The following is a 22074-nucleotide window of genomic DNA, read 5'->3' as shown; positions in this document are numbered from 1 at the left end:
AACCGGAGCCTCCGAGTCACGGAGCTTACCGAAGAGCCCGCGCGAAGACAGCGCCATCCAAACCCGTCACCGGGCTGGGCGCGAGATCGGCAAAAAAGACGCGCCTGACGGTCTGGCGTCAGCCCTTTTTGGCAAAGCCGGCGGTAACCTCGTCCTTGTGCGCAGCGAAGGCCTTCAGGACCTCCGACTTTTCGGCCTCCGGCACCTTGAAGTGGTCTAGGGTCCGCCCCAGTTCCGCCGCGACCTCGTCGAATTCCGCCGGAGAGATCCGCAAGTCGCGATGCGCCTCCTCGAGGCCGAGCGGCGTCGCGCCGGGCCTCGTGGCCACGAACTTATAGGGGCCGCCGGAAACGTCGCAGACCCACAGCGTGCGCATGAATTTGAGGCCGGGGAGCCGTTCAAGGTTCTTGGTGTGCCATTTCCGTAGCTGTGGGTTCTTGGACTTCTTGCCGACAATGGGATTCTTCACTACGGCGTCGCTGAAGTAATCCACCACCGCGGCGATGGCGAACACGCCCCCCAACCGCTCGTACAGGCTTTTGTCAGGCGTGGTTTGCTTGTTCTGCGCGCGCGCCATGTCGGCCGGCAATACAGCGGTCGATGCGGCGGCCACCGTCAGCCCTGCGACGACACATCGTCTTGTGAAAAAGGTCGAAACAGCCGTTGTCATCTCTGGTTCCCTTTGAGGTTATGCCAGAGCAAGCCGCGGCCTGTCTGGCGGCGACAATGAGTTAGATCTTCGGATATGTCCACTTTGCCTTACCTGGCATCGTCTGAGAAACTAACGAGTCCCCAGTGCCAAATATTCCGGTCGAGGCCTGTTTCATGGCCACGCCAGTTTAAAGACCCGCGCTAGCGCGTCGTCCAGGTTCAGGAACATTCCGCGTCGAACGGAGTTTGAAACGACGGCCCCCGCTCGCAGTGGCCAAGATCGGTCGATGAGGCGAGCTTATGTCGTCTCGGTGAGAAATGCGATGAACGTCAGCGGCGAAGCGACCAGATCTTTTTGGATGCTCGATACCAGCTTCCCCAGCGCTCCCCGCCTCGAACAGGACGAGCAGTGCGACGTGGCCGTCATCGGAGCCGGCATCGCCGGAGTTTCCGTCGCCTACGAGCTGGCCTTGGCAGGTCGCAAGGTGGTGCTTGTGGATCGCGGCCCTCTGCTCGGCGGCATGACTTCCCGCACGACCGCCCATTTGGCGCCCATCTGCGATGACGGTTTGAGCGCTCTGGTTAAGATGCGCGGCGAGGCCCTCGCGCGCGGATTTCAGGAAAGCCAGCAAGCCGCCGTCGACTGTATCGAACAGCATGTCGGCAGGCTGGAGATCGACTGCGACTTCCGGCGGCTGGACGGCTTCCTTTTCCCCGCCGCCTGGATGGATGAGAAAGAGGCCGCCAGAGAATGCAACAAGGAATATGCCGCCGCGGCAAAGATCGGCGTCGCGGTTGAGCATGGCAAGGGTGTAGCGCTCAAGGGCCATGAAAAGGCGCCCATCCTGCGCTATCCGAACCAGGCCACTTTCCATCCGCTGAAATATCTTCGCGCGCTGCTCGCCGATTTCCAGAAGCGAGGCGGCAAGGCATTCACCGATAGCGCCGTCGTCGAAATCGAGGAGGGAACGCAGGTTCGCCTGAAATGCGACGGCGGCTCCACCATCACCGCTTCGAACGCGGTGTTCGCCACCAATTCGCCGATCAACACCTGGGTAAAGATCCATAGCAAGATGGCGCCTTACCGCACCTATGCGATGGCTTTCGACATTGAAAGGGGAATTCTTCCCGACGCGCTCTACTGGGACATGGACGATCCCTATTATTATGTCCGACTCAATCCCGGCCCCAGCGAGACCGACTGTCTCATTGCCGGCGGCCGCGATCACAAATCGGGCGAAGCCGATGACGGCGAGGCTCGCTTTACTGCGCTCGAAGCCTGGATCAGGGCATTGGTGCCCGATCTTGGCAGAGAAAGAGCGAGATGGTCCGGTCAGGTTCTCGATACGATCGACTATTGCGGCTTCATAGGCCGCAGCCCCGGCAACGGCAACGTCTTCATCGCCACCGGCGACTCCGGACAGGGCATGACGCACGGCGCATTGGCCGGACTGCTGATCCGCGATTTGATCGTGGAAGGATCGAACCCCTGGGAAGCCGTGTACGCCCCGGACCGGACGCCGCCCGCAGCCTTTGCGCAATACGTCAATGAGAACCTCACGACGGTGAAGAACCTTGCTGGCTATTTGCTGCCCGGCGAGATCAAATCGGCTGACGATCTCAAGCCTGGTGAAGGCGGCATCCTTCAGGACGGCTTGAGCAAGCTCGCCGTATGTCGCGACTGCGACGGAACGCTGCACCGGCATTCGGCGAGCTGCACGCATCTGGGCTGCATCGTGCATTGGAATTCCACGGAGCAGTGCTGGGATTGCCCCTGCCATGGCTCGCAGTTCTCGCCAGACGGAACCGTCCTCAACGGGCCGGCGATCCGGCCTTTGGCCTAGCCCGGCGGGAGAGGCTTGACCGCTGCAATTCGCCCAATATTCGTCGGTTATAGCGCCCCAGCCACCGGCTCCGATTGTTCTGTTTCGTAGGATTCGCCTATCCCACCCAAACCGAGCACCCGACCTTCTGCCCTGTAGCGCTGTCCCGCACAACCTTCGCATCCACGCGCTGCAAGCCCACCCGGTTGGCCCGCACTTCCTTGCTCGCGAGATAGGCCGGATCGCCCACTTCCCAGTGGTAGCGTGTGTTGGCGGGCGCCCGCGTCCAGGTGAATTTCGAGAGGTAGGCCACCTGTCCTGGCGTGGTGTCGGCGAAGCGGCAGTCGATGGTGGCGGGCATCAGGCCCTTCGCGGCCATCGCGTTGACGACCTTGTCGGCGTCGGCCGTCGCCAGCCATTGGTCGATGCCGCTCGTCTGGTATGCATCTATGCCTGTCGGCTGGTGCGTCATGCATCCTCCCAGCAACATCAGCGCCGCCAGTGCCGTGCCTGCCTTGCCTGCTCGCCTGCAGTCTTCCCGATAAATGCCCATTGCCCGTCTCCTTGTCCCTGAAGAGTGGAAAGTCCCGGGCGGGATGGTGCTCGGCTGCAGATCGCCTGTATATTAGCCGCTTCACATGCGCGACTCGATCGGGCTTGGCCGTTCTATCTGCTTGCGCGGGCAGGGGGAGCGATCGCGCCTGGGACGATGTCGGTGTTCTGGGCCACCTTGATCCGCCATCCAAGCTGTTCCTTCTTCACCACCAGAAGCAGGATGCCTTCCCGCGTTCCGGCGGGCGAGCCGTCCGGGGCGGATGCGCCGGTCAGGGTCCATCTGTAGTGCACCGATCCGAGGCCGGGAGACAGCTCGACGACCGACGCGGCGACACCCTCAAGCCGGCTGTCGCGAAACATGGTCTTGTGAGTCGCGCGGTGCGCCGCTTCGATCTCGGCCCGGTCTTTCCACCACATGCCAACGACATTGACGAAATTGGCGTCCTCGCAAAACAGCGCCGCGAAGTCGTCCATGTCATGCTTGTTCCAGGCATCGGCGAAGGCGGCCGCGGCGTCCTCGGGCTTGCTGATCTCCATGACATGATCTCCCTTGCTTTCCGCCAGGCTGGGGTGAGACGATAGCGGCATCGGCAGGCCCTGTCACCGTGCGGCCACAGAACTTGGCCGCGCCACTTCCTTAACGGCCCTGATCCCCAAAATTAACCTTTTGTTAACCATTCGCCCGGCACCCTTTAACCATTGAGTAAGGATTCGCCTGGACGTGACCTTCGCCGCCCCCCTGCACAACAAATCGATCCGCTTCCGCGCCCGTTCCTTCGTCGCTTTCACGCTGACGCCGGAGGCGCCGATCGCCGACTGGCTGGAGGGGCTGGATCGCTGGATCGCCAACTCGCCGGGCTATTTCAACGGTCGCCCGGTGGTGCTGGATCTCAACCTCCTCCAGCCGGGACCGGAGGAGATCGGCGCGCTGGTCGGCGTGCTCGGCTCGCGCGGCATCCGCGTCTATGCCATCGAGCTGGAAGGCGCCGAGCTCGGGCCTGAGCTGCCGCCGCTCTTGGCCGGCGCCAAGGAGGCGACCGCCGAGGGGCTGCTGGGCCGGGCCGCGCGCAAGGCGCGGGCCGAGGAATTGGAAGTCGTCGCCGGGGAGCAGGCTCAGGCGGCTGGAGAGATCCAGCCGGTCGCGGAGGCGGCGCCTGCCGAGGCTCCGCAGATCGCGATGTCCGCCGACGAGCCGGTCGACCCCGAGCTGGCGAAGCTCGAAGCGGTCAGGATCGAACCGGCGCAAGCCGCAAGCGCGGGCGCCGAGCCGGCGCGGCATTCCGCCGGCACGCTGATGATCAAGGCGCCGATCCGCTCGGGACAGTCGGTGTTCCATCCGCATGGCGACGTCATCGTGCTCGGCTCGGTCGCGTCCGGCTCGGAAATCGTCGCCGGCGGCTCGATCCATGTCTATGGCACGCTGCGCGGCCGCGCGATCGCCGGCTCGGAAGGCAATGTTTCGGCGCGCATCTTCTGCCGCAAGAACGAGGCCGAGCTGCTCGCCGTCGACGGCTGGTACACGACCGCCGAGGAGATGGAAGGGGTGTCGCGCGGCAAGGCCGTGCAGGCCTTCCTCGACAATGATGCGCTCTGCGTGGTGCCGCTCGGCTGAGGCCGCAAGCTTCGGACCGGTTTCGCGTGCCAAAGTTGTTAACGAGTCCGCCGTGCCCGGCACGGTCATGAATAAAAATCGCCAACGGAGGCTGTATAAATGGGCAAGGTAGTCGTGGTCACATCGGGCAAGGGGGGCGTCGGCAAGACGACCTCGACGGCCGCGCTCGGCGCCGCCGTGGCCAAGACCGGCAAGAAGGTGGCGCTGGTCGATTTCGACGTCGGCCTGCGCAACCTCGACCTCATCATGGGCGCCGAGCGCCGCGTGGTGTTCGACCTCGTCAACGTCATCCAGGGTACCGCGAAGCTGTCGCAGGCGCTGATCCGCGACAAGCGGCTGGAGACGCTCTATCTGCTGCCGGCCTCGCAGACCCGCGACAAGGACGCACTCACCGAAGAGGGCGTGGCGGAAGTCATCGCCCGGCTGCGCTCGGTGTTCGACTATGTCTTCTGCGACAGCCCGGCCGGCATCGAGCGCGGCGCGCAGCTCGCCATGCGCTTCGCCGACGAGGCGGTCATCGTCACCAACCCGGAAGTGTCGTCGGTGCGCGACTCCGACCGCATCATCGGCCTGCTCGACGCCCGCACCATGAAGGCCGAGCAGGGCGAGCTGGTGCAAAAACACGTGCTGGTCACGCGCTACGACGCGGCGCGCGCCTCGCGCGGCGAGATGCTGTCGATCGACGACGTGCTGGAGATCCTCTCCACGCCGCTGCTCGGCATCATCCCGGAAAGCCAGGATGTGCTGCGGGCCTCCAATCTAGGCTCGCCCGTCACGCTCTCGGAACCGCTCAATGGGGCCGCAAAGGCTTACCTCGAAGCGGCAAGACGCCTTGAAGGCGAAGACCTGCCGGTGGTCGTCCCCTTCGAACGCAAGGGCTTCCTCGACCGGCTGCTCGGAAGGAGGGCCGCATGAGCATCCTCGACCTCTTCAAGCGGCGCACCAGCGCGCCGGTGGCGCGCGAGCGGCTGCAGCTGCTGCTCGCCTATGAGCGCCAGAGCCGCGGCCAGCCCGACCTCGTCTCCATCCTGCGCGAGGAGATCATGGCGGTCATTGCCAAACATGTGCAGATCGACCAGGACTATCTCCAGGTCTCGATGGACCGCGGCGCGACCATGTCGACGCTGGAGATCGACATCCAGATCCCCAACAAGAGCGCCGCCCCGCTGGCGATGGCGGGATAGGACTTGGGTTCCTCGCCCCCGCCAAGGCGGGGGAGAGGTGCCCCGCGCAGCGGGGCGGAGAGGGGGCCTGCGACGCTGGCGGGTTCCCTCCGACTGCTTTCCAGGCCGGCGCGTTTCCCCCTCTCCGTCGCGGCTTCGCCGCGCCACCTCTCCCCACCTTCGTGGGGGCGAGGAACCAAGGTTCCGAAGCGCCTCGATCCTTCGCGCTCCTCACTCCGGCTGGTACAACTCATCCATGCTGCGCGCCGCCAACTCGGCGAACGGCGCCTGCTTCCGCACCCGTCCATGCTCCAGGATCACCAGGTCGTCGCAGAACGAGATCGTCGAATGGTGGTGGCTGATGACGATCGTGGTGCGGCGTCCGGCGCGCGACTTCAGTGTTTCCACGATCGCCGCTTCCGAAAGCCCGTCGACAGCGTTGGTGGCCTCGTCGAGGATCAGGATGTCGGGGTCGCGCACCAGCGCGCGGGCGAGCGCGATGCGCTGTCTCTGGCCGGCCGACAGGTTGACGCCGCGATAGCCGACGACCGTCTGGTAGCCCTGCGGCAGGCGCTCGATGAATTCATGCGCCTCGGCAAGCTCTGCCGCGCGCCGCGCTTCTTCCTCGCTCGCTGTGTCCTTGCCGTAGGTGATGTTGTCGAGGATCGTGCCGTCCACCAGCTCCAGCTCTTGGCTGGCGAGGGCGATGTGCGCCCGCCATGCGGCCGGATCGATCTCGCCAAGCGGCGCGCCGTCGACGAGGATGCGGCCGCCGTCCGGCTCGACGAAGCGGCAGAGCAGGTTGACGATGGTCGTCTTGCCGGCGCCGGAGCGGCCGATCAGGGCGGTGGAGCGGCCGCTTCTTATGTCGAAGCTCGCCGCGTGCAGCACCGCCGCGCGCTGCTCCTCATTGACATAGCTGAAGCTCACGCCCTCGAAGGCGATTTTTTCGCCTAAAGACGCGAACGGCCGGCGGCCTTGCGGCGCGGCCGGCTTGCCCTCGGGATCGAGCAGCCAGGTCACTTCCTCCAGCGAGCCGGAAAGCCCCTGTAATTGGCTCCATGTCATCTGCAGGGCCCTGGCATGCGGCTGCAGCCGATAGAGCAGGATGAGGAAGGCGGCGACCATCGGGAAGCTCAGGCCCGCCAGCCAGGCCCCGATCACCACCGCCAGGAACAACATGGCGTGCAGCACTTCGGTCAGCGGCGCCAGCGCGCCCTGGCGGTTGGAAAGCTGGAAGGCCGCCCGGCGCACGCCGTCCGACGCCGCCTCGAACGCCGCCTTCTCGCGCGCCTCCTGGCCGAAGATGCGGATCAGCCGGCCGGCATGGACCAGGTGCAGCATCCGTGAGGCCAAGGCGCTGTTGCGCGAGGCAACGCTTCGGCTTGGCTTTCTCAGATGCGCCGACAGCGCCATATGCGCAAGCTGGACCAGCGCCAGCCCGAGCATCACCAGCAGCGTCATCTGCCAGGAGAGCAGCAGCAGGAAGACGAGCAGGATGAGCGACGCCGAGGCGCTGACGATCGAGCCCAGCATCGCCTGGATGGCGTCCGAGGCCCGCCAGGATTCGCTGGAGATGATGTTGAGCAGCCGCCCGGGGCTCTCCTTCAGGAAGAACGGATAGCCGACATTGAGCAGCCGCTCGGCGAGCGCGCCGCGGATCGCCTGGCTGGCCTTGCCGTAGATATGTGCGGTCAGCACCGAATTGGCGAAGCCGAGCAGGTTCTTCAAGAGGATCGAGCCAAGGATCGCGGCCGCGATGGCAATCAACCGCTCGCGCTCGCCGAGCCCGGCGCCGACCTTCTGCAGGAGGGCCGAGAAGCCCGCCATGCCGGCTGTGTCGCCATGCCCCATGATGATGCCGAGCAGCGGGATGATCAGCCCGATGCCGAAGCCTTCGAGCGCCGCGCTTGCAAGCCCGAGCGCGACGACGGCGGGCAGCAGGCCAAGCTGCCGGCTGCCGAGCGCCCGGCGCAGCATCGACAGGGTCGGGCGCCCGCTCATCGCGCGCCGGCCTCCGCCCTGGCCTCGTTGGTCTCATTGCCCGACTGAGGCTTTCGAGCCGGCCGCTTGACAAGCACGAGAGCGATGAACTTCGCCGCGCCCGCGAGGTTCATCAGAACGATCGGCCAATGCGACAGTTTGAGCTCCTGGTCGAAGCGCGGCCCGCCGACGAGCTCGCGCATGGCGGCCCGGGCCGCCCAGTAGAAATGGCGCAGCAGCCAGGGCGCGCGGCGAAAATGCTTCAGCAACAGCGCGCCGTTGCCGAAATGATAGTCGCGGTGCAGCCGGTCGATCGCCATGCGGTCGCGCCGTCCGTGATGGTGGAAGATCGTCATGTCGGGCACATATTCAACCGCCATGCCGGCGAGCATCGCCCGCACCAGATAATCCGTGTCCTCGGCCGAGCGCAGCGCCCCGCCGGCGCCAAAGCGTTCGTCGAAGGGGCCGATGCGGGCGGCGACGTCGCGGTGCATGGTCATGTTGCAGCCGAGCACGAAGCCGCCCGGGTGGACCGCCGGCGTCAGCCGCTCGCGCTCGTCGCAGCGCTTGATGGTGAAGGGCAGGTCCAGCACGTCGCCGGTCTCGACGCGGCCGCCGCGGATCAGCCATTTCTCGCCGCTCGCATAATGCCGCTCGAGGTCGATGAGATAGCTGCGGTCGAGCCTGCAGTCGTCGTCGACGAACACCAGCACCCGCCCGCGCGCCCGCGCCAGCCCCGCATTGCGCGCCGCCGCCAGTCCGGGGCGAGGCTCCGAGATTGCGGTCAGGGCGATGTCAGAGCTAGCGGCGGTCGCCGAAAGATAACTGGCCGTGCCGTCGCGCGAGCCGTTGTCGACCACCACCAGTTCGGCTGTGTAGGCCGGGTGCGCCCGGCAAGCGGCGCGGATCGATTCGATGCAGGCTTCGAGCACGGCCAGGCGGTCGCGCGTGCAGACGATGAAGGAGACCTGTGGCCGCTGCCTGGGCCACGGAGGAGGGGGCAGGGCGGGGCGCAGGTGGCGCAGCAGCGGATGGCGCTCGACGTTCATGGCGCGGCCATCCTGTAGGGCGCGAGCACTGACGCTGCCGGCGCAGATTTGAGGCGGTAGGCAAGCCCGTCGGCGCGCTTGCCCGCCCACATCGAGGCCTGGCTCAGCCAGGGCGCCCAGGCGCCGGGGCCGAGCGCGTATTTCTCCCGGCGGCGGATTGCGTTCCATTTCCCGGTCAGCGTCAGCAATTCATGTGTCAGCGCCGGCCGCTCCTCGTCATTGACGAGCTGGTAGAGGAAATAGAACAGGTTCAGCGCGCCGGCTTCCAAGCTCGGCCGCGTCGGGTCGGGCAATGCCGCGATCCGCTCTTCAAGCGCCCGGATAAAGGCGGCCGCCCGTCGCACGGTGTCGAGGCAGACGCGATCGCCGATAGCGCGCAGGTCCTCGCAGCTCTGCGCCAAACCCAGGCGCTCGAGATTCTCGCCGACAATCTTGAGATGCGTGCGCCGCATCTCCTTGCTGTGCCGGCTGGTCACGCTGCCGGGATGGACGCGGTAGACCAGAAGGCTTTCCGGCATCAGCGCCGCCGGATAGCGGTCGGCCAGCCGCCGGAAGAGGTCGAAATCCTCGGCGTGCCGGTAGTTGCCGTCGTAGTGAAGGTCGGCCTCGGAGATGACCTTGCGGTTGTAGACCACCGTCGGGTGCAGGAAGATGGTGAAGAATTTCGACAGCACGGTGAGGTCGAGACGGAACACCGGGTCGAGCCGCCCCTTAAGGACGCGGCCGTGCAGCAGCGTGTCCACCAGCGCGCCGCAGAAGCCGAGCTCCGGCCGCGCGGCAAACAGCGCCGCCTGGCGCGACAGCCGCCAGGGATAGGCGAAGTCGTCGGCGTCCATGCGCGCGACCAGCTCGCCCCGCGCGACCGCCAGTCCCTCATTGAGGCTGGCGACGAGGCCACGGTTTTCCCGCGAGATGATCGATACGCGGCCGTCGTCCCAGCGGCAGCGTTCGAGGATCTCCAGCGACCTGTCGGTCGATCCGTCGTCGATGGCGATGATTTCGAGCCGGCCGTAGTCCTGCCGCAGGATCGACTGCATGGCGGCGGCCACATAGGGCTCGGCATTGTAGACCGGCAACAGCACGGAAATGAGAGGTGCCGCGGTCATGGTCGGCTCCGGTCCGTCGGCCGCAGATCGAGCGCCGGGGCGGCGCCGAACCGGAGGGCCTCGCTCGCGCCGCGCGGATGAGCGGGCGCGACATAGGGGAAATAGCGCTTGAGGCCGTTGAGCGGCTTCTCGAAGAACACCCAGGAGAGCGAGGCGACGACCAGCGTGGCGGTGCCCGCGACGAGGAACCGCCCCGGCCCCTGTTCCGAGACGTTGACCGGGATCCATGGCTGCGCCCTGACGGCACAGGCCAGAAGGATCGAATGATAGAGGTATACGCCGTAGCTGATGCGGCCGAGCCATAGCAGCGGGGGGAGTTCGGCCACCCTGCCCATTGTGCCGCGCAGGCCGTTCGAGCATGCGTCGACGATTGCCAGCATCGGCACCAGCGGCAGCACCTGCACCAGCGTCCAGCGCGGCCATTCCCAGGCCGAATCCGCCGGCCCGGGATCGGACTGGACCACGAACAGGAACGCCACCGCCAGGGCCGGCCAGCAGAGCCGCATCCATTGCGGCGCATCCGCGCCCCTGGCGCGGCGGACGGCAAGCAGGGCGCCGCAGCCAAGCGCGTCCATCGAGGCCGGCGGCAGCAGGTCGCGGGCCAGCGCCGGGTTGGCGGCGATCGGCCAGTAGAACCGGTAGGCGAGCGAGAACGCGATGACGCCGATGGCGATCGCCTCGATGCGCCGGCGCGGCGCCAGAAGCACGATCAGCGGCCAGGCGAGGTAGAATTGCTCCTCGATGCTGAGGCTCCAGAAATGGCAGAGCAGCCAGGGCGTCCAGTCGTTCTGCCGCGCGTACCAGAAATTCGAGAGGTAGAGCGCATGCCAGGCGAGCGAGGGCCTGGATTGTTCCGAGGCGAACCATGCGAGCGCCAGGACCGCGAAGTAAGGCGGGAATATCCTGAGCATGCGCCTGGCATAGAAGGAACGCAGCGCCGGCCCGGAGGCGAATGCGCTGGTGTCACGCGCGTCCAGCAACAGCCGGGTGATCAAGAAGCCGGAAAGCACGAAGAACAGCCTGACCCCGAGATGGCCGACGAAGGACGAGCCGCCTGGAGCGAGGAAATGCGAGTAGAGCACCAGCGTCACCGCAACGCCCCGCAAGGCGTCGAGCTGGATGTCGCGCGCGTTTGTCATCAGCTGCGTTCGCCAGGTCTGTAATGCCGCGCGGCAGAGGGCGGGCAAATCCCGCCGTCGCGGGCCAGCCGCTTGCCGTCGTGGCCGGGGGCGCAATCCCTGCCGGCCGGCGGAATGCCCATCCGAGTCACAATAATGGCATCCTCCAACAGGCATGCCCCCGCTCCACGATTGTCGCGGCGGATGTTGCGGTGCAACACAAAATGCTTACGATCCTGAAATAAGATGTGATCCCATTGTGGGCCGAAAATAGTTGTGCAGTGAAATATCCGTACGGGTTGATCCAATGGTCCTATGAAGTCATGGGCAGTTGGTCTGATCTGCAGAAAGTATCAATCGCGATGGATGTCGGAGAGTTATCCTTGCAACCGCAGCGGGTATGGTGGCAATATTGAAAGAAGGGCTCGATCGCGGCGCCAAATTCTACAGAAGAGTCCGCGGAAACATCTTGAATTTCAAGCTATTGTGCGGTGCAGCGGGCCTGCCGCCCGAGGAAGAGGCCGCCTTGTCCCATCATCCACTGCCCGCTGCCTCACGACGGCGGCGCCGCAAAGGCCTTATCTCCGGTCCCGACCAAGGCAGGGGACGGAGAGCAAGTGACGTCGACGCCGATTGCAAAACCGCAGGCGCAAATGGGCGCTGTGCCCGTGTTCGGCCTGCTTGGCTCGATGCTGTCGGTGCAGATCGGCGCCGCCTTTGCCAAGGGCCTGTTCCCGGTGCTGGGGCCGGAGGGCACGACCATGCTGAGGCTTGCCATCGGCGCGCTGATGCTGGCCGCGGTGCTGAGGCCATGGAAGGTGCTGCCCTCGCGGAGGAACCTGCCCTGGCTCGCCGCCTACGGCATCACCGTCTGCGCCATGAACCTGCTGTTTTATGCCGCGCTCCAGCGCATTCCGCTGGGTATCTGCGTGGCGCTCGAATTCACCGGGCCGCTGTTCGTTGCGACCCTCGGCTCAAGGCGCCTGCTTGACCTTGTCTGGGTGGGGCTGGCGATAGCCGGCATCGCGCTGCTGTCGCCTTTCGCCGGGATCAGCCGCGGGCTCGATCCGCTGGGCGTGGCGCTGGCGCTGGCGGCCGGCGCCTGCTGGGGGCTCTACATCATCTTCGCACAGAAGGCCGGCGCCGAGCTCGGTGCGCGCACCTCCGCCTATGGCATGGCGATCGCCGCGGTGCTGGCGCTGCCTTTCGGCTTCAGCGCCGCTGAAGCCCATCTCGCCGACCCGCACGTCATGGCCGGCGCGGCCGTGGTCGGCCTGTTCTCCAGCGCGCTGCCCTTCTACCTGGAAATGCTGGTGCTGGCCCGCATGCCGGCCAGGGTCTACGGCATGCTTGTATGCCTGGAGCCGGCGGGCGCCGCGCTGACCGGCTTCCTGTTTCTGGCAGAGAAGCTCAACCTTCTGCAATGCGCCGGCATCGCCGCCGTCATTGCCGCCGCCTTCGGCACGGCGGTCGCAGCGCGGCGGCCCGCGCCTTCGCCGGCCTGACTCCACGGAAGCCGTCATGCGCACCAGAATCCATTTCTGAGCGACGCGCTCCAAAGCGTTGCCCGGCTTGGAGAAATCGATGCGCGCGCGGCAATTTCCGACCACATCCGGTGGTTGAAATAAGACTTAGGTCCTATCAAAAATAGCAATAAGTCCGAGTGGACAAGACAAGGGTCGTGGGCCACTTCCTAATCATGGGCTGATTGGGGATGCTTATGCTGCGACATTGCCGGTGGGGTAGTTCGGCCGACGGGCTGAAGGGCTGGCGTGGGGAGAGCGGGATGCGCTTAACGCGCAGGGGCTGCAGGCTGGTCTTGCAAGCGCTGACTGCGTTGGCGCTTGTTGTCGCGCCTTTCAGTCTCTCCCTCGATGGTGTCGTTGTGACCAAGGCCTATGCCGGCAAAGGCGGCAATGGCGGCGGAAACGGCGGCGGCAATGGTGGTGGTAACAGCGGCGGGAACGGCGGCGGCAATAGCGGCGGCAGTGGTGGTGGTAACAGCGGCGGCAATAGCGGGAACAGCGGCGGAAATAGCGGGAACAGCGGCGGAAATAGCGGGAACGGCAATAGCGGCGGAAACAGCGGAAACGGAAACGGCAACAGTAACGGCAACAGCAGCGGGAACAACAGCTCGAGCAACAGCGCCAGCCAGGCAAGCGCCGCCGATGTCGACAGCCACGTGAACGCGGCGACCGGCGATAAGGTCGAGGCCACCGCCGGCAGCATCCAGGTCACGCACCGCAACGGAATGAAGGAGACGATCGAGAAGGGCCGGTTCAGGATGGAAGACAAATACGGACGCACCATCGTCGACCGCAAGGCCACCATGGCCGATCTCAATCGCCTGAACAGTTTGTGAAAGCACAGTTTGTGAGAGCGAGGTTTTATCCGGATTAGATCTTAAGGGACCGAAGGTCAGCGCTGCAAAATCAGGTTGCCACCTTTTGCTTCGTCTCTGCGGTCCTGATCGTCTTGCGATGGAATCTGGCTACTCACCTTACCCCCGCCTCCGTGCGGGGGTAATTTTTTCAAGCTGCGGCGATTGCTGCTGTTGCGACATTGGTCACCCATGGCGGCGGAAATGGTCTGATCGGCCGGAGCATGGGTCGTGGGCCGCTTTCGTCGCGTCGGAGGAATGTGATCCTTGCCTCCGTCAAGCGACCGGTTCCGCGGTGCCCGTGCCGAAAGCGGACCTTCGGCAAATCGAGGTGGAACTGGCAAGAAGGAAAAGAATGCGCCAACCCGCCCGCAAAAGGCTAGCCGACCTCTCGCTGCGCCTCGCTGTCGCGCTGGCGGTTGTGGTCGCGCCCTGCCTGCTGGCGCCCGGCAACGTGACAAAGCTGTTGTCCGCCGCCTACGCCGGCAACGGCAATAGCGGCGGCAATGGCAATGGCGGCAATTCGGGTTCCGGCGGCGGTTCCAACTCCGGCTCCGCAGGTGGCTCCAACTCCGGCTCGGCCGGCGGCTCGAATTCCGGCAACGCCGGCGGCAATTCCGACAACAGCAATGCCGGCGGGGGCAACCCCAATGCGGGACCAGGCAACAACAGCGGAAAGGGCCATGCCAATCCCGGCGGCAAGAGCAGCTATACCAACGCGGCAACCGGCGACACGCTCTCGATCGACGGCAACAAGATCACCGTCGTCCACCGCAACGGCATGAAGGAAGAAGTCCAGAACGGCCGTTTCGAGATGACCGACGCGCAAGGCCGCACCATCATCGAGCGGCAGGCGACGGAGGAGGATCTGAATCGTCTGCTGAGCTTGTGAGGGCCGGGAAAGGCTACCCCCTTTTTCCGATACCCTCGCATGTCACCCCCGTCCCTTGAGGCGGGGGTGATTTGCGTTGGGGGCGGGGGACTGGGGAATTGGGATTGAAAAACTGAAGAACTGAAGAAATGAAGAGATGAACAGATGAAGAGATGAAGAGATGAAGGAAGAGGGATCGGTCACAGGTCCTTGCTTCCTCGATCTCCAGCTTCTCTATTTCTTCAATTCTTCAATTCTTCAATTCTTCAATTCTTCAGTTCCTCAATTCCCCAACTCTCCGTCCAGCCCCTCAGTTCCTCTCCCTCGCCTCATGCATCAGCAGCGCCGCTTCGGTGCGGTTGCGGACGTTGAGCTTGGCGAGCACCCTGGTCATGTGATGCTTGACCGTCTTTTCCTGCAGCGACAGCCGGGCGGCCACTTCCTTGTTGCTCAGCCCCTCCGCGACCAGCTTCAGGATCTCGGCTTCGCGGCCGGTGAGCTGGGCGAGCGGGTCCGGCTTGCTGCCGGTGGGCTGCAGAAGGTCGGAAAGCAGTCTGGCCGAGAGGCTCGGCGAAACATAGCTCTGGCCGTTGGCGACATCGCGAAGGATCTCGGCCAGCGCCTTGGAGCCGACGCCTTTCAGCACATAGCCGCGCGCGCCGGCCTTCAGCGCCTGGGCGACGTCGGCATTGGTCTCCGACACCGTCAGCATCACGATCTTCTGCTCGGGCATTGCTGAAAGGATGCTGGCAAGCGCGCTGAGGCCGCCGCCCGGCATGCTGATGTCGAGCAGAAGGATATCGGGCATGCTGGCGCGCACCAGCCTTTCGGCGTCCTCGGCGCTGGCGCCTTCACCCACGAGTTCGAAGCCGCCTATCTCGCCGAGGCTGCGCGCAACGCCCTCGCGAAACAGGGGATGGTCGTCGACTATTGCGATGCGGATGGGTGTGCTCACGGTTGCTCCTCGACAGACAAGGTGATCACCAGTCTCGTTCCTCCGGGGCCCGTCAGTGTCTCGAACTGACCGCCTATGCTTTCGATACGTTCCCTCAGGCCCGCAAGCCCAAGTCCCTCGCTTCGGGCCGGGTCGAAGCCGGGGCCGGTGTCCACGACCTCGACGAGAAGCTTGCCGCCTTTCGTCGTGGCCCTGACCTGCTGGCCCTTGCCCTTGCCGTGCCGGAAGGCGTTGTTCAGGCCTTCCTGCACGAAGCGATAGATGCTGATCTTTTCCGAGGTGCCCAGTTCCGGCAAGCGCTCTGGCAGGGTTAGCAACACATTGGTGCTGGTGCGGCGCTCATGCTCGGCCACCGCCAGGCGCAGGATGTCGGCGATGGCCTGGGTCTCGATCTGCGGCAGCACCAGCCCGTTGCAGATGCCGCGTATCTCGCGCATCGCTTCGCCGAGCGTCTTGTGGATACCAGCGATCTCTGCTTCACGCAGCGTGCTCGACGTGGCCGGGTCGACCAGCGCCGGGCTGTCCATCCTGAGCGCGGCGAGCGCCACAAGTTGCGCCGGCCCGTCATGCAGGTCGGCGCCTATGCGCCGCAGATAGCGCTCGTTGATGGCGGCGGCGCGGCGCGAGGCGCGCTGAACGCGCTGCCGCAGCGTCGAGTTCTGCGCCAGCGCCGCCTGCAATTCCGAGACCTTGGCCTCGAGCGCCGCCTGCTGGGTGACGATGGTGCGGCTGCCCCGGAAAACGATGCCCGAGAGCAGGGCAAGCGCCGCCGCCGTGGCGCCCGCCACCACCAGCCAGCTCCACAACAGGGCCGAGTGCAGCGATTCCTCGAAATCGCCGGACAATTCGTAAAATTCAGACACGGCCACGACCTCGCCTGACCAGGGTTCGCGCACCGGGTTGTAGATCTCGAGCAGCGGCACCCCCATCGACCGTTCCTTCTCGTCTTCCTCGTCTTCGAGCCTGTTGGAGTTGTATTTGACCATGACATTGCCGGCGAAAGCGGCGACGAGATTGGCGTTGGGCTTGAACTGCCTGCCGATGAGGTCGGCGTCCTTCGAATAGAGAATCGTGCCGTCGCGCCGCCATAGCTTGAACGAGACCAGTCTTTTCCCGAGCGCCCCCTGGCCGAGCGTCTCGTCCAGGGCCCGTTTGACGGTGTCGTCCAGCTCCTGGCTCTTGCGCATGTCGGGCAGCAGCGGCGCGATCACGCTGTCGACATAGAGCGCGGTGGTGGCGGCGGAATTGTGCAGGACGCCGTCACGGATCTGAGATGTCACCCACAGCCCGACCACGAGCATCACCGCCAGAAGGCCGATGCCGCCCGCGATCACGAACTGCCAGGCAAGCGAGAGCCCGCTCCAGATTCGTGCAAGCCGCTTCAGATACCTCCCAAACATCGGCACCGTTCACCCACCCGTTCGCGACAGTATAGGCGAGGTGACGCAATTGCGACACCGACCTTGGTCCGTGCCGATGAGGAAGGTTAATGACGGCCCGTTTGCCGGCGGGGCAGCTGTGATTCGCAAGCGGCAAGATCGCCCATACCCCGAATGGCAAATGCCCGCGTCGCTCCTGTTTGACGGGGAAGACGCGGGCCGGCTGCCACCTGAACTTCTTTCAGCGCCGACACAACCACCAATCCGGCCCCAGGTCCAGACCAAAAGACGTATGCCCCGCAGAACATAGCGCCGCGCCGCCGCCGTCCGGTCTGGCGCGGTCCTGTCATCGGGCGTTGCGGATATGAATATATAACGACGTCTGTCGGATGCCCCAGCCCAGGGCCGGGCAGCCCTGTCCTTGCATAAGACGCGGGAAGTCGCGACGGCATTTGCCCCCAAAAGAAGTCAGGGCCAAGGCCTTGATCGGCCGGACACGCGCCGCCTATACGATAGACGTTACCTTGCTGTTCGTGGCAACGCAGTATGGACGTAGGCACAAAAAACCATAAGAGAAATCACCGGCTGTCGATCTTTGATCTCGACGCATTGCGGGAAGCTTTCAGGCAGTCTGTTCGTGAGAACGACGTCACGGAAGCCGAATGGGCGCGGTACGCCGAGCATTTCGTCAAGAGCACGCTCCAAAAAGGCAGCCGGCTCACACGGGCTTGAGCGTTCGTGCGTCCGGGATCCGGGTGATTCCAGGCAGGAACGTTTCGGTCCTGGCCGCTCGGACCATTGCGCCGGCGCATAGGACCTCAGCGACAATTGCGGGCGCAGGTGGAAACGGACACTGTGTCCGTGCGCCGGCTACCCCCCAAGGAAACCCAATGGTCGGCGCTTTAGCCCGGCTTGCCTGTAAGAGAGCCGTACTCTTTTACCGCCAAGGCAAGCCGGGCTACCCCGCTCCCTGAACGCTTCAAGGCTGGTGCGTCGTCGAAACGCGGCGCCGAAGAATTAATGGCCGTGGGCCATTTCAATGCGGCGGAACGAAAAGCAGGTCGGGCGCGTTCTAGGCCGCGATGTCGAGGAGTCCTCACCATCACAAGGCCGAAAAGCCGTTTCAGGCCTCAACAGACGAGGCGGAGCGCTTGGCGCGTGCGGAAAAGAATGCCAGGCTGAAGGAGCTTCGCACCCACGCTTCCTGGCTGGTGCTCGATCCGCAGGCGCATTTCCAGGAGGAGATCGACTGTTCGGTCCTGTTCGGCGACCTGTCGATCCGAAAGGTCGGCCGCGAGGGCTAGGACAATCCCAGGAACGGGCTTTCAGCCCGTCACGCGAGCTGCAATCCGGCCGCGCCATCCTCGCGCGCGATCTCGATCAGCCGCGCGATCGCCCATGGCGTCATCAGCGCAAGGAAAGCAGTGAGATCGAAGAAGAGCGACCGCGCCAGATCGAACCCGCTGTGATCGTAGCAGACTGCAAACTCCATAGCGCCTTACCCCTTTTGACCCCCCCGCAGCGCACGTAATTTCGCGCACCCTTGAGCATGATCCTGATTTGCATCGAATACAAGGGGTCGCTAATCAAGCCGAATGTGCACCGCTATCGGCGAATCTGAAAGATCGCGACGCCGCTTTAGGCCGGCTTCGGCCAGAACAGCCAGGTGAGCGCCAGCGCCGCCAGAACCCAGACCGCGATCATGAAAGCGAGCCCCGCCTTGCTGACCGGCTTCTCGCGCCGCGCGGCTTCTTCGCGGAATTCACGCATCAGATCGGGCGGCACCAACCTGACCGCGAGCATGATGCCGAGAGGCACGACCAGCAGGTCGTCCAGATAGCCGATGATCGGGATGAAATCCGGGATGAGATCGATCGGGCTCAGCGCATAGGCCGCGACGGCGCCCGCGATGGCTTTTGCGTACCAGGGCACCCGCCAATCACGGGCCGCAATCCAGAGCGCCACCACGTCGCGCTTGATGGCGCGCGCCCATTGCTTTGCCGAGTCGAGAGCCGACATGAGCCCATTGTATAGGGCCGTATGGGCCTTCAGGCCAACGGACGAATACCGGATTGGCCTCTCAGGCGCAGTCCTTCAACTCGACAACCTCGACGCCGAGGCGGAAAGCCTGGCCATCGGCGTAGGAACGCGCATATTGCTCGGCTTCGAAGGGGAAGATGAGTGTGGTGCCGTAGGCGGTGACGCGCACCGTCCACTTCTGTCCCCTGACGAGTTCAACACCGTGAAGCTTCGCCGTCACCATCTCACCCTCCTCAGATCCGGCACGCTCGCAACATCCGCATAACGTCGCGAAAGTCATTTGAATACAAACAATTCGACTTAATCGTGTCGTTGCGATGTCGATTCCGACATTGGGTCGTTTGCGTCCGTGAAATGGTTCACCGACAGAAGGGTTTTTTGCCGCCGGCCGCGCGCGGGCATCATGGTGATCGGAACCGAGGCAGGCACGGCGGGTTGGAGTCATGGCCCGCACAGGAGGTTTCCATGATCCGCAAACTGAAAACCGGCGAATACCGGCTCTATTCGCGCAAGATCGATCCCAGGACCGGCAAGCGCCGCAATCTCGGCACCTTCAAGTCGCGCGAAGCCGCCGAAAAGCACGAACGCGAAGTGCAGTATTTCAAGCGGCACTAATTCCTCAACACAGTGATTTTGAAAGATTGCAGACTTGTCGAGCAAGGCCATCAACGTTGGGGTAGTCAGCGCAAACGCTGGCGATGAGCTGAAGGCTCCTGAACCTCGTCATTCTAGGGCGGAGCAAGGAGCGAAGCGACGCGCGCAGACCCTAGAATCCATGCCGTTACTTAGACCGAAGCGTGCAACGGTGCAGAATTTCTGGACCGCTGCGGCGCTCCCAAGTCACGGCATGGATCCTCGGGTCTGCGCGCGTCGCTTCGCTCCTTGCTCCGCCCGTGGATGACGACCGCGATAGGCGTCTCGGCCAATCGCCAACGCATGCCAATGCACACATAGCCAACCGGTCAAAATTTCTGTGTTAAGGAACTAGGACAATTCGGTGAGCGTCGGTACGGAAACGCCCAGGGAGCGGCCGCCGTTTCACCGGGAAGGTTTCATCCGTGCGGCGTCGGTTGCGTGCGCGGGCGAGGGTGGCCAGCCACGTTCGAGCCGATATGGTCGAGGTCGCAACGTCTCGTCACCATCTCGACCGACCCGGTGTCGACGGTCACCCGCCCCAGCACCTGCACCGTCGTGCGTCCGAGATCCTCGTCGACATGGACGACGTCGCCCTCCAGCCTCAGCTTGTCGCCTGCCTTGGCGTTTGGCTCGACCATCGAATAGCGGTGGCCGTTGCCGTCGAGGCTCAGCGTCACGCGGTCGTTGGTGCGCTCGACCACGGTGGCGATCACCGCCACCCTGTCGCCTATTTCAACAATGGGCCGTGCCATTGCGGCCTCCTTTCTGCTCCGCGCGGTCGTTGGCCGGGAGCCAATTGGCTGACGATATGACGGATGCCGACAGCTGCTGAAATAACGGGAAAACAAGTGTTTGGTTGCCTCTGCGCCGCCTGCCCCCGCAGCCCGCCGATCACATGAAGCCGGGATTTCGCGGCAGATACTGCGTCCAGTCGCGATAGCCGGGCGATGCCATCAACAGCATCGGGAAGGTGATGCGCATGCCTTGATCGACCGCAAGGCTGAGCGCGCTCTCGCATGTGCCCGGCAGGAAGGCCGATACCTTTTCGGCCGAGCGATCTGCCGCCAGCCGCAATGCCGTTGCGAAGGCATCGCGAAGAAAACCGGGCCGCGTCACCGCCAGGGGCCCGATATGCCCGCCGGCGCTAAGGTAGCTGTAGCCGATCGCCTCACTGCCGGCGAGGAGCAAGACACCTGTCGTCGCGGCATCGGTGCGCAGATAGCGGTGGTGCTTCTCTCGCGAGACCCCCAGGGCACTGGCATCGATTGCGACGAGTTTTTCCATTGTCGCGGCGCTGCGGTCCATTTCGACGGCGCGCAATGGCGATTGAGGCAAAGCCTTGGTCACCCGTTCGCGCGCGGCGCTGAAAACGTAGATCGGCGTTTTGGGAAACAGGCCGTGCCGCATGTAGAGGCCCTGCGAGACACGGTTGAAGGTGAACGTGATGAGCGCCCTGTGGGCTGCGCCCGATTTGCGGGCGTGCTGCATGGTTCGCTCCAGCAGCGTATTGCCGATGCCGTGGCCTTGTCGGCCAGGATCGACGAAAAGCTGGGCGAGAAACCAGATGTCGCCGCAGACCCAACTCCAGGCGAAGCCCGCAATGTCCCCATGGTCTTCCGCCACCCACAGGCCGTCGGGGTCGTCCTCGAGTGAGAACAACTGGAAATTGGGCGGGCTCGTCGCCGCCATCGGGCCGAAGCCGTGCCGAACGGTAAGCTCGTTGATGCTGGCGACCACCATTGCATCGGTCGCGGCCAGGTCATCGGCGCGAGCAGGTCTGTAAACGAGCGACATGGAACAACCCCAACCATAGAGCGCGAGCCGCAGTTGCACCGATCATATCAGCGATCCATGCCTGCCGTCTTGGCCACGATCGGCGCTATCGCAGCTCCACCGGAGGCCACATCGGCCCCCGGTGCTTACGCTGCCCGTCAGACCGCCCCCGCTAGGGCGACTGCGTCGGCGCCAGCGGGGAAGCGCAGTGTGCCGGTAGTGTCGTTGACGGCCCGCCAAACGCCCTCGGCGACATCGATTTCCCTGGTGGTCAGCGCCCCGGCCATCGCCGGATCGGCGAGATTGCCGAAGACTGCCCTGGCAAAGTCGGCATAGGCCTCGGGGATAAGGTCCTGGACATTCACGCCGGTATTGGCGGTGAACCTCGTCGTCGGCCCGTAACCCGGTTCGACCAGCTTGGCCAGGACGTTGAAGGGCGCGAGCTCCAACGCCAGCGAGCCGGTGAAACCTTCGATCGCCTGCTTGCTCGCTGTATAGGCCGCCGCCAGCGGGAAGGGCGCCAGCGTGGCACTCGACGTCACATTGACGATGACGCCGGAACGGCGCTCGCGCATCCGCTGGATCACCGCCTGGGTCATCGCCATGACGCCGAACGTGTTGGTCTCGAAGACCTTGCGGATATGCGCCATCGGCGTCGCCTCGAAAGCTCCGGCGACGCCGATGCCGGCATTGTTGACCAATGCGTCGATCGGCCCGGCCGCTTCGACCGCCGCCGCGATGCTTTTGTCGTCCGTCACGTCGAGCGGCAGGATGCGCAGCGCCGGCGAAGGCGGCAGCACATCCTCGCGCGGGTTTCGCATCGTCGCGACGACGTTCCAGCCATTCGAGAGGAAATGGCGCGCCGTCTCCAGGCCATAGCCCGAGGAAGCGCCGGTGATCAGGATGGTTTTCATTGGTCCTCGCTGTTCGGTTTGTACGGCGGCAAGTTACCGGCAGCAGTCAGGACTATCTATGATTGA

24 protein-coding genes are annotated in these 22074 nt (G+C 64.5%); 9 read left to right on the top strand and 15 right to left on the bottom strand.

Translation table 11 applies throughout. The features are described from left to right. Nucleotides 1-118: 118 nt before the first annotated feature. Nucleotides 119-670, bottom strand: a complete 552-nt coding sequence (locus EJ072_RS00470) for a group 1 truncated hemoglobin (RefSeq protein WP_126078107.1) — start codon at nucleotides 668-670, stop codon at nucleotides 119-121. Nucleotides 671-1010: 340 nt separating this feature from the next. Between EJ072_RS00470 and EJ072_RS00465 the strand changes: the two genes are divergently transcribed. Further along, nucleotides 1011-2495, top strand: a complete 1485-nt coding sequence (locus EJ072_RS00465) for an FAD-dependent oxidoreductase (RefSeq protein WP_348526950.1) — start codon at nucleotides 1011-1013, stop codon at nucleotides 2493-2495. Between the two features lie 97 nt (nucleotides 2496-2592). Here the strand turns inward: EJ072_RS00465 and EJ072_RS00460 are convergent, their stop codons facing one another. Next, a complete protein-coding gene (locus EJ072_RS00460) occupies nucleotides 2593-3027 on the bottom strand; it encodes a hypothetical protein (protein ID WP_126078105.1) in 435 nt (144 codons plus the stop codon). Nucleotides 3028-3140: 113 nt separating this feature from the next. Beyond that, complete coding sequence (locus EJ072_RS00455) at nucleotides 3141-3566, bottom strand: SgcJ/EcaC family oxidoreductase (protein WP_126078104.1); 426 nt, start codon at nucleotides 3564-3566, stop codon at nucleotides 3141-3143. A 184-nt stretch (nucleotides 3567-3750) separates the two neighbouring features. Here EJ072_RS00455 and minC point away from each other — a divergent pair, with 184 nt between their 5' ends. From minC to minE, 3 genes are all read left to right on the top strand, one after another. Beyond that, nucleotides 3751-4641: a septum site-determining protein MinC gene (gene minC, locus EJ072_RS00450; RefSeq protein ID WP_126078103.1), complete on the top strand. Its 891-nt coding sequence runs from the start codon at nucleotides 3751-3753 to the stop codon at nucleotides 4639-4641. 99 nt (nucleotides 4642-4740) lie between these two features. Then, nucleotides 4741-5556, top strand: a complete 816-nt coding sequence (gene minD, locus EJ072_RS00445) for a septum site-determining protein MinD (RefSeq protein ID WP_042638294.1) — start codon at nucleotides 4741-4743, stop codon at nucleotides 5554-5556. Then, nucleotides 5553-5825 (top strand): cell division topological specificity factor MinE, encoded by a 273-nt coding sequence (gene minE / locus EJ072_RS00440; protein ID WP_042638296.1) that lies wholly within the window; start codon nucleotides 5553-5555, stop codon nucleotides 5823-5825. Before minD ends, minE begins: the two co-directional genes overlap by 4 nt. Before the next feature lie 210 nt (nucleotides 5826-6035). Here minE and EJ072_RS00435 read toward each other — a convergent pair whose 3' ends face one another. From EJ072_RS00435 to EJ072_RS00420, 4 genes are read right to left on the bottom strand one after another with little or no spacing between them, the layout of a single operon-like run. Beyond that, the gene (locus tag EJ072_RS00435) at nucleotides 6036-7808 is read right to left on the bottom strand and encodes an ABC transporter ATP-binding protein (protein WP_245467138.1); all 1773 of its coding nucleotides are present in this window, start codon (nucleotides 7806-7808) and stop codon (nucleotides 6036-6038) included. After that, a complete protein-coding gene (locus EJ072_RS00430) occupies nucleotides 7805-8836 on the bottom strand; it encodes a glycosyltransferase (protein ID WP_126078102.1) in 1032 nt (343 codons plus the stop codon). The genes EJ072_RS00435 and EJ072_RS00430 overlap by 4 nt, the downstream gene beginning before the upstream one ends. Then, complete coding sequence (locus EJ072_RS00425) at nucleotides 8833-9942, bottom strand: glycosyltransferase family A protein (RefSeq protein ID WP_126078101.1); 1110 nt, start codon at nucleotides 9940-9942, stop codon at nucleotides 8833-8835. Before EJ072_RS00425 ends, EJ072_RS00430 begins: the two co-directional genes overlap by 4 nt. Then, a complete protein-coding gene (locus EJ072_RS00420) occupies nucleotides 9939-11081 on the bottom strand; it encodes an acyltransferase (protein ID WP_126078100.1) in 1143 nt (380 codons plus the stop codon). Before EJ072_RS00420 ends, EJ072_RS00425 begins: the two co-directional genes overlap by 4 nt. 632 nt (nucleotides 11082-11713) lie before the next feature. On the opposite strand from EJ072_RS00420, the gene EJ072_RS00415 reads away from it, so the two are divergent. The 3 genes from EJ072_RS00415 (at nucleotide 11714) to EJ072_RS00405 (ending at nucleotide 14332) form a co-directional block, all read left to right on the top strand. Continuing rightward, the gene (locus EJ072_RS00415) at nucleotides 11714-12565 is read left to right on the top strand and encodes an EamA family transporter (protein ID WP_245467137.1); all 852 of its coding nucleotides are present in this window, start codon (nucleotides 11714-11716) and stop codon (nucleotides 12563-12565) included. 281 nt (nucleotides 12566-12846) lie between these two features. Beyond that, complete coding sequence (locus tag EJ072_RS00410; protein WP_126078098.1) at nucleotides 12847-13422, top strand: hypothetical protein; 576 nt, start codon at nucleotides 12847-12849, stop codon at nucleotides 13420-13422. A 373-nt stretch (nucleotides 13423-13795) separates the two neighbouring features. After that, a complete protein-coding gene (locus EJ072_RS00405; protein ID WP_126078097.1) occupies nucleotides 13796-14332 on the top strand; it encodes a hypothetical protein in 537 nt (178 codons plus the stop codon). A 289-nt stretch (nucleotides 14333-14621) separates the two neighbouring features. Here the strand turns inward: EJ072_RS00405 and EJ072_RS00400 are convergent, their stop codons facing one another. Together EJ072_RS00400 and EJ072_RS00395 are read right to left on the bottom strand one after the other, a co-directional pair. Then, nucleotides 14622-15266: a response regulator transcription factor gene (locus tag EJ072_RS00400; RefSeq protein WP_126061648.1), complete on the bottom strand. Its 645-nt coding sequence runs from the start codon at nucleotides 15264-15266 to the stop codon at nucleotides 14622-14624. Then, nucleotides 15263-16666, bottom strand: a complete 1404-nt coding sequence (locus tag EJ072_RS00395) for a sensor histidine kinase (protein ID WP_126078096.1) — start codon at nucleotides 16664-16666, stop codon at nucleotides 15263-15265. Before EJ072_RS00395 ends, EJ072_RS00400 begins: the two co-directional genes overlap by 4 nt. 1130 nt (nucleotides 16667-17796) lie before the next feature. Between EJ072_RS00395 and EJ072_RS00390 the strand changes: the two genes are divergently transcribed. Then, entirely contained in the window at nucleotides 17797-17949 is a 153-nt protein-coding gene (locus EJ072_RS00390) for a hypothetical protein (RefSeq protein ID WP_189343179.1), read from the top strand. Nucleotides 17950-17978: 29 nt separating this feature from the next. Here EJ072_RS00390 and EJ072_RS35760 read toward each other — a convergent pair whose 3' ends face one another. The 3 genes from EJ072_RS35760 to EJ072_RS00380 all read right to left on the bottom strand — a co-directional run bounded on the left by EJ072_RS35760 (nucleotide 17979) and on the right by EJ072_RS00380 (nucleotide 18908). Then, complete coding sequence (locus EJ072_RS35760; protein WP_189341655.1) at nucleotides 17979-18137, bottom strand: hypothetical protein; 159 nt, start codon at nucleotides 18135-18137, stop codon at nucleotides 17979-17981. A gap of 146 nt (nucleotides 18138-18283) precedes the next feature. After that, complete coding sequence (locus EJ072_RS00385; protein WP_126078094.1) at nucleotides 18284-18664, bottom strand: YkvA family protein; 381 nt, start codon at nucleotides 18662-18664, stop codon at nucleotides 18284-18286. A 61-nt stretch (nucleotides 18665-18725) separates the two neighbouring features. Continuing rightward, the gene (locus EJ072_RS00380; protein ID WP_036258067.1) at nucleotides 18726-18908 is read right to left on the bottom strand and encodes a hypothetical protein; all 183 of its coding nucleotides are present in this window, start codon (nucleotides 18906-18908) and stop codon (nucleotides 18726-18728) included. Nucleotides 18909-19150: 242 nt separating this feature from the next. Here EJ072_RS00380 and EJ072_RS00375 point away from each other — a divergent pair, with 242 nt between their 5' ends. After that, nucleotides 19151-19300 (top strand): hypothetical protein, encoded by a 150-nt coding sequence (locus EJ072_RS00375; protein WP_108702822.1) that lies wholly within the window; start codon nucleotides 19151-19153, stop codon nucleotides 19298-19300. A 437-nt stretch (nucleotides 19301-19737) separates the two neighbouring features. Here EJ072_RS00375 and EJ072_RS00370 read toward each other — a convergent pair whose 3' ends face one another. The 3 genes from EJ072_RS00370 to EJ072_RS00360 form a co-directional block, all read right to left on the bottom strand. After that, a complete protein-coding gene (locus EJ072_RS00370; RefSeq protein ID WP_126078093.1) occupies nucleotides 19738-20073 on the bottom strand; it encodes a hypothetical protein in 336 nt (111 codons plus the stop codon). 139 nt (nucleotides 20074-20212) lie between these two features. After that, a complete protein-coding gene (locus EJ072_RS00365; RefSeq protein ID WP_126078092.1) occupies nucleotides 20213-21115 on the bottom strand; it encodes a GNAT family N-acetyltransferase in 903 nt (300 codons plus the stop codon). A gap of 137 nt (nucleotides 21116-21252) precedes the next feature. Beyond that, nucleotides 21253-22008, bottom strand: a complete 756-nt coding sequence (locus EJ072_RS00360; RefSeq protein ID WP_126078091.1) for an SDR family oxidoreductase — start codon at nucleotides 22006-22008, stop codon at nucleotides 21253-21255. Between the last annotated feature and the right edge of the window lie 66 nt (nucleotides 22009-22074).

Origin of the sequence: Mesorhizobium sp. M2A.F.Ca.ET.046.03.2.1 (assembly GCF_003952425.1) — a bacterium.
Classification (GTDB): Bacteria; Pseudomonadota; Alphaproteobacteria; order Rhizobiales; family Rhizobiaceae; genus Mesorhizobium.
This window is presented reverse-complemented; position numbering and strand designations above follow the sequence as displayed.

Bases quoted from the DNA above. Each gene is read 5' to 3' on its own strand.
- EJ072_RS00435 (WP_245467138.1), bottom strand. From the start codon at position 7,808: ATGAGCGGGCGCCCGACCCTGTCGATGCTGCGCCGGGCGCTCGGCAGC.
- EJ072_RS00370 (WP_126078093.1), bottom strand. From the start codon at position 20,073: ATGGCACGGCCCATTGTTGAAATAGGCGACAGGGTGGCGGTGATCGCC.
- EJ072_RS00455 (WP_126078104.1), bottom strand. From the start codon at position 3,566: ATGGAGATCAGCAAGCCCGAGGACGCCGCGGCCGCCTTCGCCGATGCC.
- EJ072_RS00465 (WP_348526950.1), top strand. From the start codon at position 1,011: ATGCTCGATACCAGCTTCCCCAGCGCTCCCCGCCTCGAACAGGACGAG.
- EJ072_RS00365 (WP_126078092.1), bottom strand. From the start codon at position 21,115: ATGTCGCTCGTTTACAGACCTGCTCGCGCCGATGACCTGGCCGCGACC.
- EJ072_RS00405 (WP_126078097.1), top strand. From the start codon at position 13,796: ATGCGCCAACCCGCCCGCAAAAGGCTAGCCGACCTCTCGCTGCGCCTC.
- EJ072_RS00375 (WP_108702822.1), top strand. From the start codon at position 19,151: ATGATCCGCAAACTGAAAACCGGCGAATACCGGCTCTATTCGCGCAAG.
- EJ072_RS00395 (WP_126078096.1), bottom strand. From the start codon at position 16,666: ATGTTTGGGAGGTATCTGAAGCGGCTTGCACGAATCTGGAGCGGGCTC.
- minD (WP_042638294.1), top strand. From the start codon at position 4,741: ATGGGCAAGGTAGTCGTGGTCACATCGGGCAAGGGGGGCGTCGGCAAG.
- EJ072_RS00420 (WP_126078100.1), bottom strand. From the start codon at position 11,081: ATGACAAACGCGCGCGACATCCAGCTCGACGCCTTGCGGGGCGTTGCG.
- EJ072_RS00430 (WP_126078102.1), bottom strand. From the start codon at position 8,836: ATGAACGTCGAGCGCCATCCGCTGCTGCGCCACCTGCGCCCCGCCCTG.
- EJ072_RS00385 (WP_126078094.1), bottom strand. From the start codon at position 18,664: ATGTCGGCTCTCGACTCGGCAAAGCAATGGGCGCGCGCCATCAAGCGC.
- EJ072_RS00460 (WP_126078105.1), bottom strand. From the start codon at position 3,027: ATGGGCATTTATCGGGAAGACTGCAGGCGAGCAGGCAAGGCAGGCACG.
- EJ072_RS00360 (WP_126078091.1), bottom strand. From the start codon at position 22,008: ATGAAAACCATCCTGATCACCGGCGCTTCCTCGGGCTATGGCCTGGAG.
- EJ072_RS35760 (WP_189341655.1), bottom strand. From the start codon at position 18,137: ATGGAGTTTGCAGTCTGCTACGATCACAGCGGGTTCGATCTGGCGCGG.
- EJ072_RS00470 (WP_126078107.1), bottom strand. From the start codon at position 670: ATGACAACGGCTGTTTCGACCTTTTTCACAAGACGATGTGTCGTCGCA.
- EJ072_RS00415 (WP_245467137.1), top strand. From the start codon at position 11,714: ATGGGCGCTGTGCCCGTGTTCGGCCTGCTTGGCTCGATGCTGTCGGTG.
- EJ072_RS00425 (WP_126078101.1), bottom strand. From the start codon at position 9,942: ATGACCGCGGCACCTCTCATTTCCGTGCTGTTGCCGGTCTACAATGCC.
- EJ072_RS00380 (WP_036258067.1), bottom strand. From the start codon at position 18,908: ATGGTGACGGCGAAGCTTCACGGTGTTGAACTCGTCAGGGGACAGAAG.
- EJ072_RS00410 (WP_126078098.1), top strand. From the start codon at position 12,847: ATGCGCTTAACGCGCAGGGGCTGCAGGCTGGTCTTGCAAGCGCTGACT.
- minE (WP_042638296.1), top strand. From the start codon at position 5,553: ATGAGCATCCTCGACCTCTTCAAGCGGCGCACCAGCGCGCCGGTGGCG.